Origin of the sequence: Planobispora longispora (genome assembly GCF_016863135.1) — a bacterium.
Taxonomy (GTDB): domain Bacteria; phylum Actinomycetota; class Actinomycetes; order Streptosporangiales; family Streptosporangiaceae; genus Planobispora; species Planobispora longispora.
The window spans coordinates 1-14827 of record NZ_BOOH01000061.1 but is presented as its reverse complement, the minus strand read 5'-3'; the positions used below and the strand labels follow the sequence as shown (position 1 = coordinate 14827).

Sequence of the window (14827 nt, the reverse complement as noted above, 5' to 3'; positions counted from 1 at the left end):
CGAGGAGCCTTCGTTCCCGTCCCGGCACTTTTCCGTCCGGTGAGGCGGGCTCGATAGGCTTCGGGCATGTCCTCGCCGTCCACTCCGCTCTGGCCCGCCCCGACCGCGACCGGCCCGGTGCGCGCGACCGTCCCCCTGCCCGGCTCCAAGTCGGTGACCAACCGCGCGCTGCTGCTCGCCGCGCTGGCCGACGGTCCCGGCACGGTACGGCTGGCGCTGCGCAGCCGCGACTCCGATCTGATGGCGGACGCCCTGCGCGCGCTCGGCGCCGCGATGGTCCCGTCCGGCGAGAGCGCGTCCAGCCTCGACTGGACGATCACTCCCGGTCCGGTCACCGGCGGGTCGCGCATCGACGTGGGGCTGGCGGGCACCGTCATGCGCTTCGTGCCGCCGATGGCCGCGCTGGCCGACGGCGAGGTCTCCTTCGACGGCGATCCGCACGCGCGCAAGCGCCCGATGGGCGTGATCCTGGGCGCGCTGCGCGCCCTCGGGGCGGAGGTGACGGGCGACGCGCTGCCGTTCACCGTCCGCGGCCCGCTGACCGGCGGGGAGGTCACGCTCGACGCGTCCGGCTCCTCCCAGTTCCTGTCCGGCCTGCTCCTGACCGGCGCCCGCTTCCCCAAGGGCGTGACGGTCCGGCACGAGGGCCCGCCCGTCCCGTCGCAGCCGCACATCCGGATGACCGTCCAGATGTTGCGGGAGTACGGCGTGCGGGTCGACGACTCCGAGCGCGACGTCTGGCGGGTCGAGCCCGGCCCGATCGCGGCCAGGGATTTCACCGTGGAGCCCGACCTGTCCAACGCGGCGCCGTTCCTGTCGGCCGCGATGGTCACCGGCGGCACGGTCGTCATCCCCGGCTGGCCGGCCGAGACCACCCAGCCCGGCGACCAGCTCCGGCAGCTGCTGGCGGGCATGGGCGCCGAGGTGGAGCTCACGCCCGCGGGGCTGGCGGTCACCGGCACCGGCCGGATCTCCGGCATCGAGGCCGACCTGCGCGACGTCGCCGAGCTGACCCCGACGATCGCCGCCCTGGCCGCGCTGGCCGACTCCCCCAGCCGGATCAGCGGCGTCGCCCACATCCGTGGGCACGAGACGGACCGGCTGGCCGCGCTGGTCACCGAGATCAACCGCCTCGGCGGCGACGCGAACGAGACCGAGGACGGCCTGGAGATCCGGCCGCGCCCGCTCACCGGCGGGGTGTTCCGCTCCTACGCCGACCACCGCATGGCCACGGCCGGCGCGGTGATCGGCCTGGCCGTTCCCGGGGTCGAGGTGGAGGACATCGCGACCACGGGTAAGACCCTGCCGGAGTTCGCCTCGATGTGGGCGCGGATGCTGGGGGAGGACCGCTGAGAAAGCGGGAGTACGACGAGGACGACGTCCGGATCCGGCCGGGGAAGGGTTCCCGGCCGCGGACCCGCATCCGTCCGGCGCACGAGGAGGCCGTCGCGGGCTTCGTCGTGGCCGTCGACCGGGGGCGCTACACCTGCCTGGTCGAGTCCGCCGGGGAGAAGAGCCGTCACCGCACGAAGAACCGGGCCGAGGGCGCCATGCTGAGCGGCCGGCTCGTGGTGGCGATGAAGGCCCGCGAGCTCGGGCGCAAGGGGATCGTGGTCGGCGACCGGGTGGCGCTGGTGGGCGACGTCTCCGGCAAGCCCGACACGCTGGCCCGGGTCGTCCGGGTGGAGCCCCGCGCCTCGATGCTGCGCCGTTCCGCCGACGACACCGACGACACCGACGGCATCGAGCGTCCCGTGGTCGCCAACGCCGACCAGCTGGTGATCGTCACGGCGCTGGCCGACCCGCCGCCCCGCCCCCGCATGATCGACCGGATGCTCGTGGCGGCCTTCGACGCCGACATCGAGCCCCTGCTCTGCCTGACCAAGCCCGACCTCGCCCCGCCGGACGAGCTGGTCGCGCACTACGCGCCGCTCGGCGTGCCGTACGTCGTGATCCGCAGGGGCGGCGAGCTGGACGAGCTGCGGGAGCGGCTGACGGACCGGATCAGCGTGCTCGTCGGCCACTCGGGGGTGGGCAAGTCGACCCTGGTGAACGCGCTGGTCCCGGACGCCAACCGGGCCGTCTCCCACGTCAACTCGGTGACCGGCCGGGGCCGCCACACCTCGACCTCGGCGGTGGCCCTGGAGCTCCCCGGGGGCGGCTGGATCATCGACACCCCGGGCGTGCGCAGCTTCGGCCTGGCGCACGTCTCGGTCGAGACCGTCCTGGCCGGTTTCCCCGACCTCGTCGAGGGGACGGTCGACTGCCCCAAGGGCTGCACCCACCGGGGCGAGGAGTGCGCCCTGGACGCCCTGGTCGCCGCGGGCCAGGCGGACCCGGCCCGCCTGGCCTCCCTGCGCCGGCTGCTCGCCAGCCGCGAGGGCTCCGCCGACGACGACCGCCCCGCCGCCCCCTGACCGCCCCTACCGGTTGGGGCGCAGGGTCCAGGCGACGGTCATCTCGGAGACCAGGGTGCCGTCGGCGGTCTTGATCTCGACGGTGACGTCGAACTCGGGGCGCCCCCCCGCGTCCAGTGTGGCCACGACCTCCTCGCGCGACGCCTGGAGGCGGGCCTCGGCGACGACCTCGCCCATCGCGAGCTTCACGTAGCGGATCGCCGCGTTCGCCGCCAGCGGGGTCGCCCGCGAGAGCTGGTCGCCGAAGGCGGACAGCATCGCGGCGCCCGAGGCGGACTCGGCCAGGGTGAACAGCGCTCCGGCGTGCGGGCCGCCCAGGTGGTTGTGCAGGTCCGCGCGGTCGGGCATGCGGCAGACCGCGAAGCCCGGCTCCACCTTGTCGAAGGAGATGTCCAGCGCCCGCGCGAACGGCACGCTCTGCAGCATGAAGGCACCCACGTCAAAGGTCATGGCCCGATGCTACTCGCCAGTAACACAGCCATCCACCACCGGTTCATCCGTCCTGTTCCGCGAACGGAGACGACACGAGGCGATCCACCACTTTGGCCACCGCACTCCTATGACCGACCACTGACGCGATAGCGTTTCCCTCCGTGACGGGTTACAACGACGACTTGCGCCTCGCGCACGTCATGGCCGACGCCGCCGACGACCTGACCATGCGCCGCTTCAAGGCGGTGGACCTGCGCGTCGAGACCAAGCCCGATCTCACCCCGGTGAGCGACGCCGACCGCGCCGTCGAGGAGTCGATCCGGGGCACCCTCCGCCGGGCCCGCCCGCGCGACGCGGTCATCGGCGAGGAGTTCGGCACCACCGGGTACGGCGCGCGCTCCTGGATCGTCGACCCCATCGACGGCACGAAGAACTACGTGCGCGGCGTCCCGATCTGGGCCACGCTCATCGCGCTGATGGAGCACGGCCGCGTCGTCGTCGGCCTCGTCTCCGCCCCGGCGCTGGGCCGCCGCTGGTGGGCCGCCCGCGACACCGGCGCCTGGACCGGCAAGAGCCTGGCCAGGGCCAGCCGCTGCGCCGTCTCCTCCGTCACCCGCCTGGAGGACGCCTCCTTCTCCTACTCCAGCCTCGGCGGCTGGGAGGAGAGCGGCAGGCTCGACAACTTCCTCGACCTCAACCGGTCGGTCTGGCGCAGCCGCGCCTACGGCGACTTCTGGTCGCACATGCTGGTCGCCGAGGGCGCGGTGGACCTGTCCGCCGAGCCCGAGCTCTCCCCCTGGGACATCGCGGCCCTGACCGTGATCATCGAGGAGGCCGGCGGCATCTGGACCGACCTGTCCGGCGTGCCCGGCCTCGACGGCGGCAGCCTGGTCTGCACCAACGGCTCCCTGCACGGCGAGGTCCTCAAGCGCCTGGGCGGCGGCCCGCTCACCCTCCCCGTCTAGCCCCCCTCTGGCCCCGACCCCCTAGATCGCCCGGACCCGCTCGGCGGCGGCCATCAGCCCGTCCCGGTAGGCCCCGCCGTACAGGCAGACGTGCACGAGCAGCGGGTGCAGCTGGTGCAGGGGCACGCGCTCGCGCCAGCCGGCGGCCGGCGGAGACTCCTCCTCGTAGGCGGCGAGGATCCGCTCCAGGTACGGGGCGCCGAACAGCGCGAGCATCGCCAGGTCGGTCTCGCGGTGCCCGCCGTGCGCGGCCGGATCCACCAGTACGGCGCCGTCCGCCGACCACAGCACGTTCCCGCTCCACAGGTCGCCGTGGATCCGGCTGGGCGGCTCGTCGGGACCCGCGACGTCCGCCAGGCGGGAGCAGATTCCGTCGAGGATCGCGGCGTCCCGGGCGTCGAGCCACCCGCCGTCCCGCGCGCGCCGTACGAAGGGAAGGAGACGGCGGGAGGCGTAGAACGACGGCCAGCCGGTGGCGGGCGCGTTGTCCATGGGAAGCTCCGCGATGAACCCGGGCCACGGCGCGCCGAACCCGGCGGCGCCGGAGGCGTGCAGCCGGGCCAGCTCGCGGCCGAAGCGCTCGGCGGCCACGGGAGTGGGCCGGGCGGTCTCCACCCACGCGAGCACGAGCCGCTCGTCGGTCGCCTCGACGACCTCGGGCACGGCCACCGCCCCGGCCTCCCCGAGCCAGCGGAGCCCGGCCGCCTCCGAGGCGAGCAACCGGCCGCTCCCGCCCGTCTTCACGAAGACGTGACGTCCGTCGGGGAGCTCCGCCCGGTGCAGCCGCCAGGCGTGCGAGGCGCCGAGGTCCTCGACGATCCTCACCGGGCCCGCCGGCTTCCGGGAGAGCGGCGGCCGTCCCCCGCGGGGACGGCGAGCGTGCGAAAGCCCATGGCCGAAGGATGCCAGCCCGCCCGGCCCGGAGCGAGCCACGGCGGCCCGCCGAACGTCTTTCTCGCTCTCCCCTAAAGAGGGGAACGAGTTTTCAAAGGCACAGAAGTCCTGGCCAAGGCGGGGAAGGAGGAATATATGACCACACCTCGGTCCCAGCCGGCTCGCGGCACCGGACGGCCAGCCCCCCGCCCGGGTCGCGGGTGATGCGCTGGACCGCGGGCCGGCTGCTCGGAATCGGTTACGCGCTGGCGCTCGGCACGATCGCGGTCGTCGGGGTCGGGTCCTACCTGCGGATCGGCGATCTGGTGGAGGAGCACGACTCCATCGAGCGCACCTACCGGACCCTCAGCCGGATCGAGGACGTGCGCAACACGCTCAAGGACGCGGAGAGGAACCAGCGCAGCTACATCGTCATCGGCAGGGACGACCACCTCCACCGCTACCGGCAGGCGGCCTCCGCCGTCGACGAGCATCTCACGGCGCTGCGCCAGGCGGTCGGCGCCGACCTGTTCCAGCAGGCGTCCGTCACACGGCTGCAGCGGCTCGTCCGGGACAGGCTCGACGAACTCTCCGAGACGATCCGCCTGCGCGGCACGCGGGACTTCGAGACCGCCGCGATGACCGCCCTGGTCGACCGCGGCACGCGGCGGATGACCGAGGCCGGGGCCCTGCTGGACCGGCTGGAGCGCGAGACGGAGCAGCTGCTGGTTCGGCAGTGGCGCGAGGGCGAGGCCGGCGCCGAGGCCCGGGGCCTGGTCCTGTGGGGTTCGCTGCTGGCGGCGCTGACGGTGGCGGCGGGCGCGCGGTGGCTCACCCGCATGGTGACCGTCCCGATCCGCCAGGTGGCGGGCGCCGCCACGCGCGTCGCGGTCGGCGATCTGACGCCCCCTCCCCGTGTGTCCCGGCCGGTGGAGGCCGTGCTGATGGCCGAGGCCGTCACCGCCTCGATCCAGGTCGTCTCCCGGGCGAGAGAGGAGTCACAGGCCGCGGCCGCGGCGAAGTCGGCGTTCCTGGCGACCATGAGCCACGAGGTCCGGACCCCCATGAACGCGATCATCGGGATGACCGAGCTGCTGCTGGACACCGATCTCGACGCCGACCAGCGCGAGCTCTCCAGGGCGGTCTACGACAGCGGCAAGGCCCTTCTGGAGATCATCAACGACATCCTGATCTTCGCGATGATCGAGGCGGGCGAGCTCAAGCTCGACAGCGAACCGTTCGACGTGCGGGAATGCCTCAACAGCGCGCTCGCCACCGTGTCCGCCGCCGCCGCGGACAAGAACCTCAGGCTGACCGGGGACATCTCACCGGGCTGTCCCCGGATGTTGTGCGGCGACGCCGCGCAGATCAGGCAGGCGATCACGAAGCTGCTCGACAACGCCGTCAAGTTCACCCAGCAGGGCGAGGTCGCCGTGACCGTGGACGCGCAGCGCCTGCCCGAGCCGCAGGACGACCTGTTCCGCTTCCGGGTGAGCGTCAAGGACACCGGGATCGGCATCCCCTCCGACCGGATGAGCCGGCTGTTCCGGGCGTTCAGCCAGGTGGACTCCTCGAGGACCCGCGTATACGGCGGCACCGGCCTCGGCCTGGTGATCAGCCGCCGTCTCGCCCGGGCCATGGGCGGCGACCTGACGGCCGACAGCACGATCGGCACCGGCTCCACCTTCACCATGACCGCGATCCTCACCGGCTACCCCGCGGCCGGGGAGTCCGCGGCGCCGTCCCCCGGAGGTCCGCCGCGGGCCGCCGTCCCCTTCCGGCGGGTCCTGCGCATCCTCCTCGCCGAGGACAACCCGATCAACCAGAAGGTCGCGGAGCTCATGCTCTCCCGGCTCGGCCACCGGGTCGACACGGTCGACGACGGCCGCAAGGCGCTGGAGGCCGTGCGGCGCACGCCGTACGACGTGATCCTCATGGACATGCACATGCCGGCGATGGACGGGCTGGAGGCGACGCGGCTGATCCGCGCCGAGCCGCTGGCGGCCCAGCCGTACATCGTGGCGCTGACCGCCAGCGTCCTGGCCGAGGACCGGGCGGCCTGCCGCGCGGCCGGCATGAACGCCTACCTGGCCAAGCCGGTCCACATCGAGGAGCTGGAGGCGGTGCTGGTCCCGCTGTCGGGACCGTCGGGCACGGAGGAGCACGCGCTGACCGGGACCGGGAGCGAGACCGGCGATCGGCTCGGGGATCGTGAACGCGCCGGGGATCGTGAACGCGCCGGAGGAGGTGAGCGGGCCGGAGGGCATGAGCGGGCCGGGGAAGATGAACAACCGGAGAACGGGAACCGACCCCGGGAAGATGAACGGCGGGAGAACGGCGGACGGGCCGACGCCGGGGACGCGGCCCGGACGCCCGGCGCCGCCGCACGGCCCGCCGGGGAGACGGCCGTACGGCACTCCCGCGAGGCGACCATCAGAAGCCGCCTGGAGGAGCTGACCGGACCGGACGCCCTGGAGGGCGAACGCGCCATCGTCGCCCGGATCATGACCTCCTTCGCCGAGCGCGCCCCGCGTGCCCTCGACGATCTCCTGCAGGCCATCAGCCGAGGTGAGGCGCCGCAGGTGGAGCAGAAAGCGCACAGTCTGAAGGGCTCGGCCTCCAACCTCGGCGCCACGGCCCTGATGGAGCTGTGCGGCACCCTGGAGGCCCAGGGCAGGGCCGGGGACCTGGTGGCCGCCGGGGAGACGGCGGAGATGGTGCGGCAGGAGCTCGACCTCGTCTGCCGCACGCTCACCGGGCTGGCGCCGGAGTTCGCCCGGCCACCGGAGGGCGGCGCACCGGACGGTTCCGGCTGAACCCGGCAGCCGGCCGCATGTCACGTTCCATAACGGTAAAACCCCACGTAGTGACCGTGGAGGCCCCCTTGGGGCGGCATTCACACGAGCATGCCCACTCTTCCGGCTCCGGTCATGGCTCGTTTCATTTCCGTTCACTTTCGGCCGGTTACATCGGGGTCATCGAGAACGGATCTCACGACGGAGAAGGAACATACCGTGACCAGTGGACAGCGCCGCCTCAGCGCGGTTGCGACGGCCGCGCTCGTCGTCTCGCTCGCGGCGGCCTGCGGCGGCGACGCCAAGCCCGGCAGCAGTGACAGCACCTCCTCTGCCGCCGCCGCGTCCGGCGAGACCCAGGCCGCGGGCGGCCAGCTCAGCGGCGAGATCAAGGTTGACGGCTCCAGCACCGTGGCGCCCCTGACCCAGGCCGCGTCCGAGCTGTTCGGCGAGGAGCAGCCGCAGGTCAAGGTCCCGGTCGGCACCTCGGGCACCGGCGGTGGCTTCGAGAAGTTCTGCGCCGGCGAGACCGACATCTCCAACGCCTCCCGCCCGATCAAGGACGAGGAGAAGGCGGCCTGCGAGGCCAAGGGCATCAAGTTCACCGAGCTGACGGTGGCCACCGACGCCCTGACCGTGGTCGTCCCCAAGGAGAACGACTGGGCCACCTGCCTGACCACCGACCAGCTCAAGAAGATGTGGGAGCCGGCGGCCGAGGGCAAGGTCAAGACCTGGAAGGACGTCGACGCCAAGTTCCCGGCCGAGGAGCTCAAGCTCTACGGCCCGGGCACCGACTCCGGCACGTTCGACTACTTCACCGACGAGATCAACGGTGAGGAGGGCGCGAGCCGCAAGGACTACAGCCCCTCCGAGAACGACAACGACATCGTCACCGGCGTCGCCGGCGCCAAGGGCGGCCTGGGCTACTTCGGCTTCACCTACTTCGAGGAGAACGCCGACAAGCTGAAGGCCGTCGAGATCGACTCCGGCAGCGGCTGCGTCGCCCCGAGCGTCGAGGCGGCCCAGGGCGGCAAGTACACCCCGCTCGCCCGCCCGCTGTTCGTCTACGTGTCGGCCACCGCGGCGAAGCGGCCCGAGGTCGGCGCCTTCCTCGACTACTACGCCGGCAACATCGGCGCCATCGCCAAGGACGCGAAGTTCATCCCGCTCAACCCCGAGCAGGAGGCCAAGCTCAAGACCGACCTCACCAGCCTGAAGAGCCAGGGCTGATGTCGGCACAGCACCGTACGACCGCGTCAGGGGCCTCCCGGTCCCTGGCGCGGTCGCGCCCGCGTTACGGCGAGGTCATCGTCAAGGTCGTCCTCATGGCGGCGGCCCTGGTGTCGGTGGCGACCACCGTCGGCATCGTCTTCGCCCTGCTGGAGCCGACCATCGAGTTCTTCGGCGAGATCAGTCTCGGCGAGTTCTTCGGCTCCACCACCTGGGGACCGCTGTTCAAGCCCCCGGCCTTCGGCGTCTGGCCGATCATCGTGGCGACCCTGGAGATCACGCTGATCGCGATCGTGGTCGCCGTGCCGCTCGGCCTGGCCACCGCGATCTACCTGTCGGAGTACGCCACCCCGCGCGTCCGCAAGATCTTCAAGCCGGTCCTGGAGGTCCTGGCCGGCGTCCCCACCGTGGTCTTCGGCTTCTTCGCCCTGACCTTCGTCACCCCGCTGCTGCGGGACGTGTTCCCGTTCCTGGAGCTGGAGGCCAAGAACGGCCTCAGCGCGGGCCTCCTGGTCGGAGTGATGATCATCCCGATCGTGGCGTCGCTGTCGGAGGACTCGATGGCCGCGGTCCCGAACGGCCTGCGCGAGGGCTCCTACGCGCTCGGCGCCTCCAAGATGCTCACCTCGGTCCGGGTCGTCGTCCCCGCCGCGTTCTCCGGCATCGTCGCCGCCATCATCCTGGCGATCTCCCGGGCCGCCGGCGAGACGATGATCGTCGCGATCGCGGGCGGCTTCAAGTCCGTGTTCACGCTCTACCCCGGTGACGAGATGGCCACCATGGCGGCGTTCATCGCCCAGGCCGGCTCGGGCGACGCGCCGGTCGGCACGATCGCCTACAAGACCATCTTCGCCGTGGGCTCACTGCTGTTCATCATGACCTTCGCCATGAACTACGTCAGCGCCCGCATGGTCCAGAAGTATCGCGAGGTCTACGACTGATGGCCATCCTGTCCACACCCAAGTCCGCCGTACAGCTGGCGAGCAGGGGACGCCCGCTCAAGGAGCACCTGTTCCGCGTCGCTCTGCTGGCCAGCCTGGCGATCGCGCTCATCTTCCTCGCCATGCTGATCGTCTACGTGGTCGAGGAGGGCTGGCCCCGGCTCGACTCGACGCTCTGGGAGAACCAGCCGTCGATCCGTCGCCCGGAGACCGCCGGCATTCAGTCCGGCATCTTCGGCACCCTCTGGATCATCGGCCTGACCGCGCTGATGGCGCTGCCCACCGGGATCCTGGCCGCGATCTACCTTGAGGAGTACGCGGACAAGACCAAGTGGTACAACCGGCTGATCGAGCTGAACATCTCCAACCTGGCCGCGGTGCCCTCGATCGTCTACGGCATCCTCGGCCTGGGCATCATCGCCCGCTGGATGCAGTTCGGCTTCACCGTCATGACCGGCGCGATGACCATCTCGCTGCTGGTTCTGCCCATCGTGATCATCTCCGCGCGCGAGGCCATCCGCGCGGTCCCGCCGTCGATCCGCGAGGGCTCGCTGGCGCTGGGCGCCACCCAGTGGCAGACGATCTACCGCCAGGTGCTCCCCGCCTCCATCCCCGGCATCGCGACCGGCTCGATCCTGGCGCTCTCCCGCGCGATCGGCGAGGCCGCCCCGTTCCTGATGCTGGGCGCGGCGACGCTCGTCCGGTTCAACCCGGAGGGCGTCTGGAGCAACTTCAGCGTGCTGCCGCTGCAGATCTACAGCTTCATCACCCGCCCGCAGGAGGAGTTCGCCGTCCTGGCGGCCGCCGCGATCGTGATCCTGCTCGCGATCCTGCTGCTGATGAACTCCGTCGCCATCTGGCTCCGTAACCGCTACCAGAAGCGCTGGTAAGGAACGCAATGAACGACTCCCGCAACCCCATGCCGGCCTCCCGGACGGCTGATCCCCGCAACCTGCCGGCTTCCGGGCACGCTCAGATTGGAGTCTCCGTGCCGAACGTGACCGTGCGCGGCCCCGAGGTGCCCCGCACCATCGAAGCCCTCGACCCGGTCTTCACCGTCTCCGGCCTCAGCGTCTTCTACGGTGACTACGAAGCGGTGCGCGGGGTCGACATGACCATCGGCAACCGCGAGATCACCGCCATGATCGGCCCGTCGGGTTGCGGCAAGAGCACCGTGCTGCGCTGCTTCAACCGGATGAACGACCTCATCCCCGGCGCCCGCGCGGCCGGCAAGATCCTCTACCACGACGAGGACCTGTACGGCGACCACGTCGACCCCATCGAGGTCCGCCGCCGGATCGGCATGGTCTTCCAGAAGCCCAACCCCTTCCCCAAGTCGATCTACGACAACATCGCCTACGGCCCCCGGGTCAACGGCATGAAGGGGAAGATGGACGACATCGTCGAGGAGGCGCTCACCAAGGCCGCCCTGTGGGACGAGGTCAAGGACAAGATCAAGCAGAACGCCCTGTCCCTGTCCGGCGGTCAGCAGCAGCGCCTGTGCATCGCCCGGGCGATCGCGGTGAAGCCCGACGTGATCCTGATGGACGAGCCCTGCTCGGCCCTGGACCCGATCGCGACCACCAAGATCGAGGACCTGATGCAGGAGCTGTCGCGCGACTACACGATCGTCATCGTCACGCACAACATGCAGCAGGCCGCCCGCGTCTCCGACCGCACCGCCTTCTTCACCGCCGAGGTGGACGCCGAGGGCGTGCGGCACGGCCGCCTGGTCGAGTTCGACGAGACCAGCCGCATCTTCACCAACCCCAGCGACAAGCGAACCGAGGACTACATCACTGGTCGTTTCGGCTAAAGCTGGGCTGCTTACCTGCTTGTCATCGTAAGCCCCACAATTTCATCCCTACTTGGAGGATCCGGGTGATCCAGCCGCAGACGGCACCCGAAGTGGACGGGGACACACGGACAGCGCCCATGCTGCTGGTGGCCGATCCGGAGTCGGCCCTGGTCGAGGAGCTCTCCGCAGTCCTCCAACGAGAGGGGGTCGAAGTGCTGGGCGTCGCCGACGGCGCCCAGGCTCTTTTGCAGGCCGGGGCTCTCCGGCCTGACGTCGTACTCGTCAGCGCGACGCTGCCGGTCATCGGCGCGGTGGAGTTCATCCGAGCGGTACGGCTGACGCGGGCGATCCCCGTCCTGCTCGGGGTGGGCGACGGCCACGCCGAGCAGGCCGTGCAGGCGCTCGCGGCCGGAGCCACCGCGTGCGTGGCGCGGCCGTACCGGGTGCCCGAGCTCCTCCCGCTCGTGCAGGCCGCGATCGAGGGCGACTCGGGGGTTCGCCGCACGCTCGTGGTCGGCAACGTGGAGCTCGACGTCAACGCCTACCAGGTGAAGGTGGACGGCCGGATCGTCCACCTTCCGCTGCGCGAGTTCGAGCTCCTGCACTACCTGATGCGCAACGCGCACCGCACGGTCACACGCGAGCAGATCATGCGGCACGTGTGGAACTCCACCGACACCACCTCGACCAACACGATCGCGGTGCACGTCAAGCGGTTGCGCGCCCGCCTCGGAGACACCGACGACCGTCTCATCCAGACCGTGCGCGGCGTGGGTTACCGCATGGTCGACCGTCTCTGAGAGACGGCGGACCTTCCCGGTCACCCTTCTCCGCGAACTGGACACATGCCGGCGGCTCTTCCTCCCGCCGGCATGCCGGACCCGGCGTGACCCGCCTTCCGAGGCCCGTATGACCCGTGCCGCCGGCCCGCGTGACCCGCCTCCCGGGGCCGTATGACCCGTGCCGCCGACCCGCATGACCCGCCTCCCGGGGCCGTACGACCCGTGCCGCATGGCCGGCACGACCGGCGTGGCGCGCCAGGCACGCCGTAGCGCGCCCAGTTCACTTGATATGTCTGGTGTATTCGATATGTCAGACGCGTTCGGTATATCCATCGCATCCAGCAAAAACGATCTCTTCCCCGCGTTGCGAAAGAGCCGAACCATATCCCTCAGGGAAAGCAACGGACTTCCCGAGATGAATGCGACTTCACCGCCAAAGAAGCGCCATGAGCCTTTGACCGAAACGTGGCGCGATGACGTTTGAATCACTGCCGCCGGTGCGAGATTGTTATTCGCGACAACGAGCAGTCAGCCGGTTACGGCTTACAGCAGGAGTCTCCAGAAGTTCCCCGTTTCGTTTCCATGGAGGAAGCATCATGATCCGTCGCATTCTCACCGGTGCAGCCATCGTCGGCTTCCTGGGCGCCGCCGGCATGGCCGCGGCCACCACCGCCTCCGCCGAGGACTGGCACAAGCCCAGCACCACCTACGTCGTCGACGACAGCAACCACAACGAGATCCTGAACGACCTCATCGACCTCGCGCTGCTGGGTCTGATCGAGAACGAGTAAGACGTATCTCGGCTCAACGATGACGGGCCGTCGGTTCCGCGGACCGGGCCCCGCCATCAAGGGATAGTTCACGGCCGTCCCTTCCCATCCGGATGGGAAGCGCGATGACGTGAACCGCTCCCAAGCAGGAAGAAAGCCCCTGGCGTGAATGTCGTTTGGCCGACGACCACACGCCAGGGGCTTTCTCTTTGCCTGACGCCTCCGGACGTTGCCGAGCGGGAGGCGTCCTGATCCGTTTTTTTGCCCTCAGCGGGCGTTGCCCATAATCCGGAACACGGCCTCGTCGTCGCACCCGGACCAGAATTCCCCGACGACGTCCTCCAGGTGGTCCAGGGATTCCGCTCTGAACAGCACATCCTGATATTTCGTGATGTCGTAGTGCGTGGTGCCCATCGCGACGAGGTCCAGCGGACGGATGTCCATCCCGCGGAACTCCTCGATCTCCCCGTAGGACGACAGGATGCCGGCGCCGTACGCCCGCAGCTCTCCCTGGTCGGTCATCACGCCGAACTCCAGCGTGAACCAGAAGATCTTGGAGATGAACTCCAGCGCCTCCTCGCTCTCCACCCTGCGCGCCGCGTTCCCCGCCAGACGGTAAAGCCGCGCGTACCGATCCGAGGCGAGGGCGTTGGCGTGCCCGATCACCTCGTGGATCACGTCCGGCTCGGGCGTGTAGAGCGGCGTGGAGTGGTGCCGGATGTACTGCGTGGAGTGGAAGAAGCCATCCGCCAGAACCCCGTAGAAATCGCGGAGCGGCACCAGGCCCGCGGCCGGGAGGTATCGGAAGCCGGTCAGCGGCTCCAGCAGGTCGCCGACCTCCTGGAGCTGCGGGATGCGCTCGCCGGGCAGCCCCAGGCGCTCGGTCGCGTCCTGATATTCCGCGGTCGCGTACTTGCGGTGCTTGATCGCCAGCTCCCTGCTGACGATGCGCCACACCTCGTGCTCCTGCTCGGTGTAGTCGACCGTCGGGACCGGCGTGCCGGGCGTGTATCCGACCGCGAGCGCGGCGATCGCGTTGCGCCGGGAACGGTAGACCGGGTCGGCGAAACCGGGGTGGCTCGCGGCGAGCTCAACCTCGACCGTGCCGTCGTCACGGGTCGCCACCGGTGCGAAGTACTGTGCTTCCTCGAACATGTATGAAATGACAGCAATTCTCCGAATCGTTGACAAGAGTGAGCAGTCTGAGTGAGCGAATCGCCCATGATCGCACGGTATTTGCTGCGAACCGCTGGTCATATCGCACAGGAGGGAGGCGGGGCACTAATCTGATCTCGTGGCGATCGATGAGCTGGACAGCCGCCTTCTCGTGACCATGCGCGCCAACCCGCGGATCGGTCTCACCGAGCTCGCCCGCCTCCTCGGTGTGGCGCGAGGCACCGTACAGGCCCGCGTGGAGAAACTCACCGCCCGCGGCGTCATCGCCGACTTCGGGCCGTCGATCTCTCCCGAGGCCGTCGGTTACCCCATCCTGGCCTTCGTCTCCCTGCAGATCGCCCAGGGCCGTCTCACGGAGGCCGTCCAGGCGCTGGGCACGGTCCCGGAGATTCTCGAGGTGTACGGCACCAGCGGCCAGGCCGACCTGCTCTGCCGGGTGGTCGCCCGCAGCACCCCGGACCTTCAGGAAATCATCGCGCGCATCCTGGCCTCGCCGGCCGTCCAGCGGACCGACACCACGATCGCCCTGTCGGTCCAGATTCCCTTCAGGGTCGACCCCCTGCTCACCGCCGCGCCGCAGCGCTGACGGCCCTCGCCGCCGACAGCACCCGTGACAGACGATGAACACAAAAAAAGGGGCCGCCCCAC

The 14827-nt window shown here is 70.3% G+C and carries 15 protein-coding genes; 12 read left to right on the top strand and 3 right to left on the bottom strand.

Annotated features, from left to right (window positions below; all coding sequences use genetic code 11):
* Positions 1-66: 66 nt before the first annotated feature.
* Both aroA and rsgA read left to right on the top strand, forming a co-directional pair.
* Positions 67-1353 (top strand): 3-phosphoshikimate 1-carboxyvinyltransferase, encoded by a 1287-nt coding sequence (gene aroA, locus Plo01_RS34700; protein ID WP_203895003.1) that lies wholly within the window; start codon positions 67-69, stop codon positions 1351-1353.
* A complete protein-coding gene (gene rsgA / locus Plo01_RS34695) occupies positions 1323-2417 on the top strand; it encodes a ribosome small subunit-dependent GTPase A (RefSeq protein WP_373871750.1) in 1095 nt (364 codons plus the stop codon). The genes aroA and rsgA overlap by 31 nt, the downstream gene beginning before the upstream one ends.
* Before the next feature lie 6 nt (positions 2418-2423).
* On the opposite strand, the gene Plo01_RS34690 is transcribed toward rsgA, so the two are convergent.
* The gene (locus Plo01_RS34690; RefSeq protein WP_203895002.1) at positions 2424-2867 is read right to left on the bottom strand and encodes a DUF4442 domain-containing protein; all 444 of its coding nucleotides are present in this window, start codon (positions 2865-2867) and stop codon (positions 2424-2426) included.
* 143 nt (positions 2868-3010) lie between these two features.
* Here Plo01_RS34690 and hisN point away from each other — a divergent pair, with 143 nt between their 5' ends.
* Positions 3011-3814, top strand: coding sequence for a histidinol-phosphatase (gene hisN / locus Plo01_RS34685; protein ID WP_203895001.1), 804 nt, complete (start codon positions 3011-3013; stop codon positions 3812-3814).
* Between the two features lie 21 nt (positions 3815-3835).
* On the opposite strand, the gene Plo01_RS34680 is transcribed toward hisN, so the two are convergent.
* The gene (locus Plo01_RS34680) at positions 3836-4639 is read right to left on the bottom strand and encodes a fructosamine kinase family protein (RefSeq protein ID WP_203895000.1); all 804 of its coding nucleotides are present in this window, start codon (positions 4637-4639) and stop codon (positions 3836-3838) included.
* 272 nt (positions 4640-4911) lie between these two features.
* Between Plo01_RS34680 and Plo01_RS34675 the strand changes: the two genes are divergently transcribed.
* The 8 genes from Plo01_RS34675 (at position 4912) to Plo01_RS34640 (ending at position 13024) form a co-directional block, all read left to right on the top strand.
* Positions 4912-7503 carry an ATP-binding protein gene (locus Plo01_RS34675; RefSeq protein ID WP_203894999.1) on the top strand — a complete coding sequence of 864 codons (2592 nt, stop codon included), beginning with the start codon at positions 4912-4914 and terminating at the stop codon, positions 7501-7503.
* A 198-nt stretch (positions 7504-7701) separates the two neighbouring features.
* Complete coding sequence (locus tag Plo01_RS34670; RefSeq protein ID WP_203894998.1) at positions 7702-8712, top strand: PstS family phosphate ABC transporter substrate-binding protein; 1011 nt, start codon at positions 7702-7704, stop codon at positions 8710-8712.
* Positions 8712-9653: a phosphate ABC transporter permease subunit PstC gene (gene pstC / locus Plo01_RS34665; RefSeq protein WP_203894997.1), complete on the top strand. Its 942-nt coding sequence runs from the start codon at positions 8712-8714 to the stop codon at positions 9651-9653. Before Plo01_RS34670 ends, pstC begins: the two co-directional genes overlap by 1 nt.
* Positions 9653-10543, top strand: a complete 891-nt coding sequence (gene pstA, locus Plo01_RS34660; RefSeq protein WP_203894996.1) for a phosphate ABC transporter permease PstA — start codon at positions 9653-9655, stop codon at positions 10541-10543. The genes pstC and pstA overlap by 1 nt, the downstream gene beginning before the upstream one ends.
* Positions 10544-10572: 29 nt before the next feature.
* On the top strand, positions 10573-11469 hold the full coding sequence (gene pstB, locus Plo01_RS34655; protein WP_203895032.1) for a phosphate ABC transporter ATP-binding protein PstB: 897 nt from the start codon (positions 10573-10575) through the stop codon (positions 11467-11469).
* Positions 11470-11588: 119 nt separating this feature from the next.
* On the top strand, positions 11589-12251 hold the full coding sequence (locus tag Plo01_RS34650) for a response regulator transcription factor (protein ID WP_239317654.1): 663 nt from the start codon (positions 11589-11591) through the stop codon (positions 12249-12251).
* A gap of 211 nt (positions 12252-12462) precedes the next feature.
* Positions 12463-12717, top strand: a complete 255-nt coding sequence (locus Plo01_RS34645) for a hypothetical protein (RefSeq protein WP_203894994.1) — start codon at positions 12463-12465, stop codon at positions 12715-12717.
* A gap of 112 nt (positions 12718-12829) precedes the next feature.
* On the top strand, positions 12830-13024 hold the full coding sequence (locus Plo01_RS34640) for a hypothetical protein (protein ID WP_203894993.1): 195 nt from the start codon (positions 12830-12832) through the stop codon (positions 13022-13024).
* A 246-nt stretch (positions 13025-13270) separates the two neighbouring features.
* On the opposite strand, the gene Plo01_RS34635 is transcribed toward Plo01_RS34640, so the two are convergent.
* Positions 13271-14158, bottom strand: coding sequence for a phenylalanine 4-monooxygenase (locus tag Plo01_RS34635; protein ID WP_203894992.1), 888 nt, complete (start codon positions 14156-14158; stop codon positions 13271-13273).
* Positions 14159-14297: 139 nt separating this feature from the next.
* Here Plo01_RS34635 and Plo01_RS34630 point away from each other — a divergent pair, with 139 nt between their 5' ends.
* Positions 14298-14765 (top strand): Lrp/AsnC family transcriptional regulator, encoded by a 468-nt coding sequence (locus tag Plo01_RS34630; RefSeq protein WP_203894991.1) that lies wholly within the window; start codon positions 14298-14300, stop codon positions 14763-14765.
* Positions 14766-14827 lie beyond the last annotated feature (62 nt).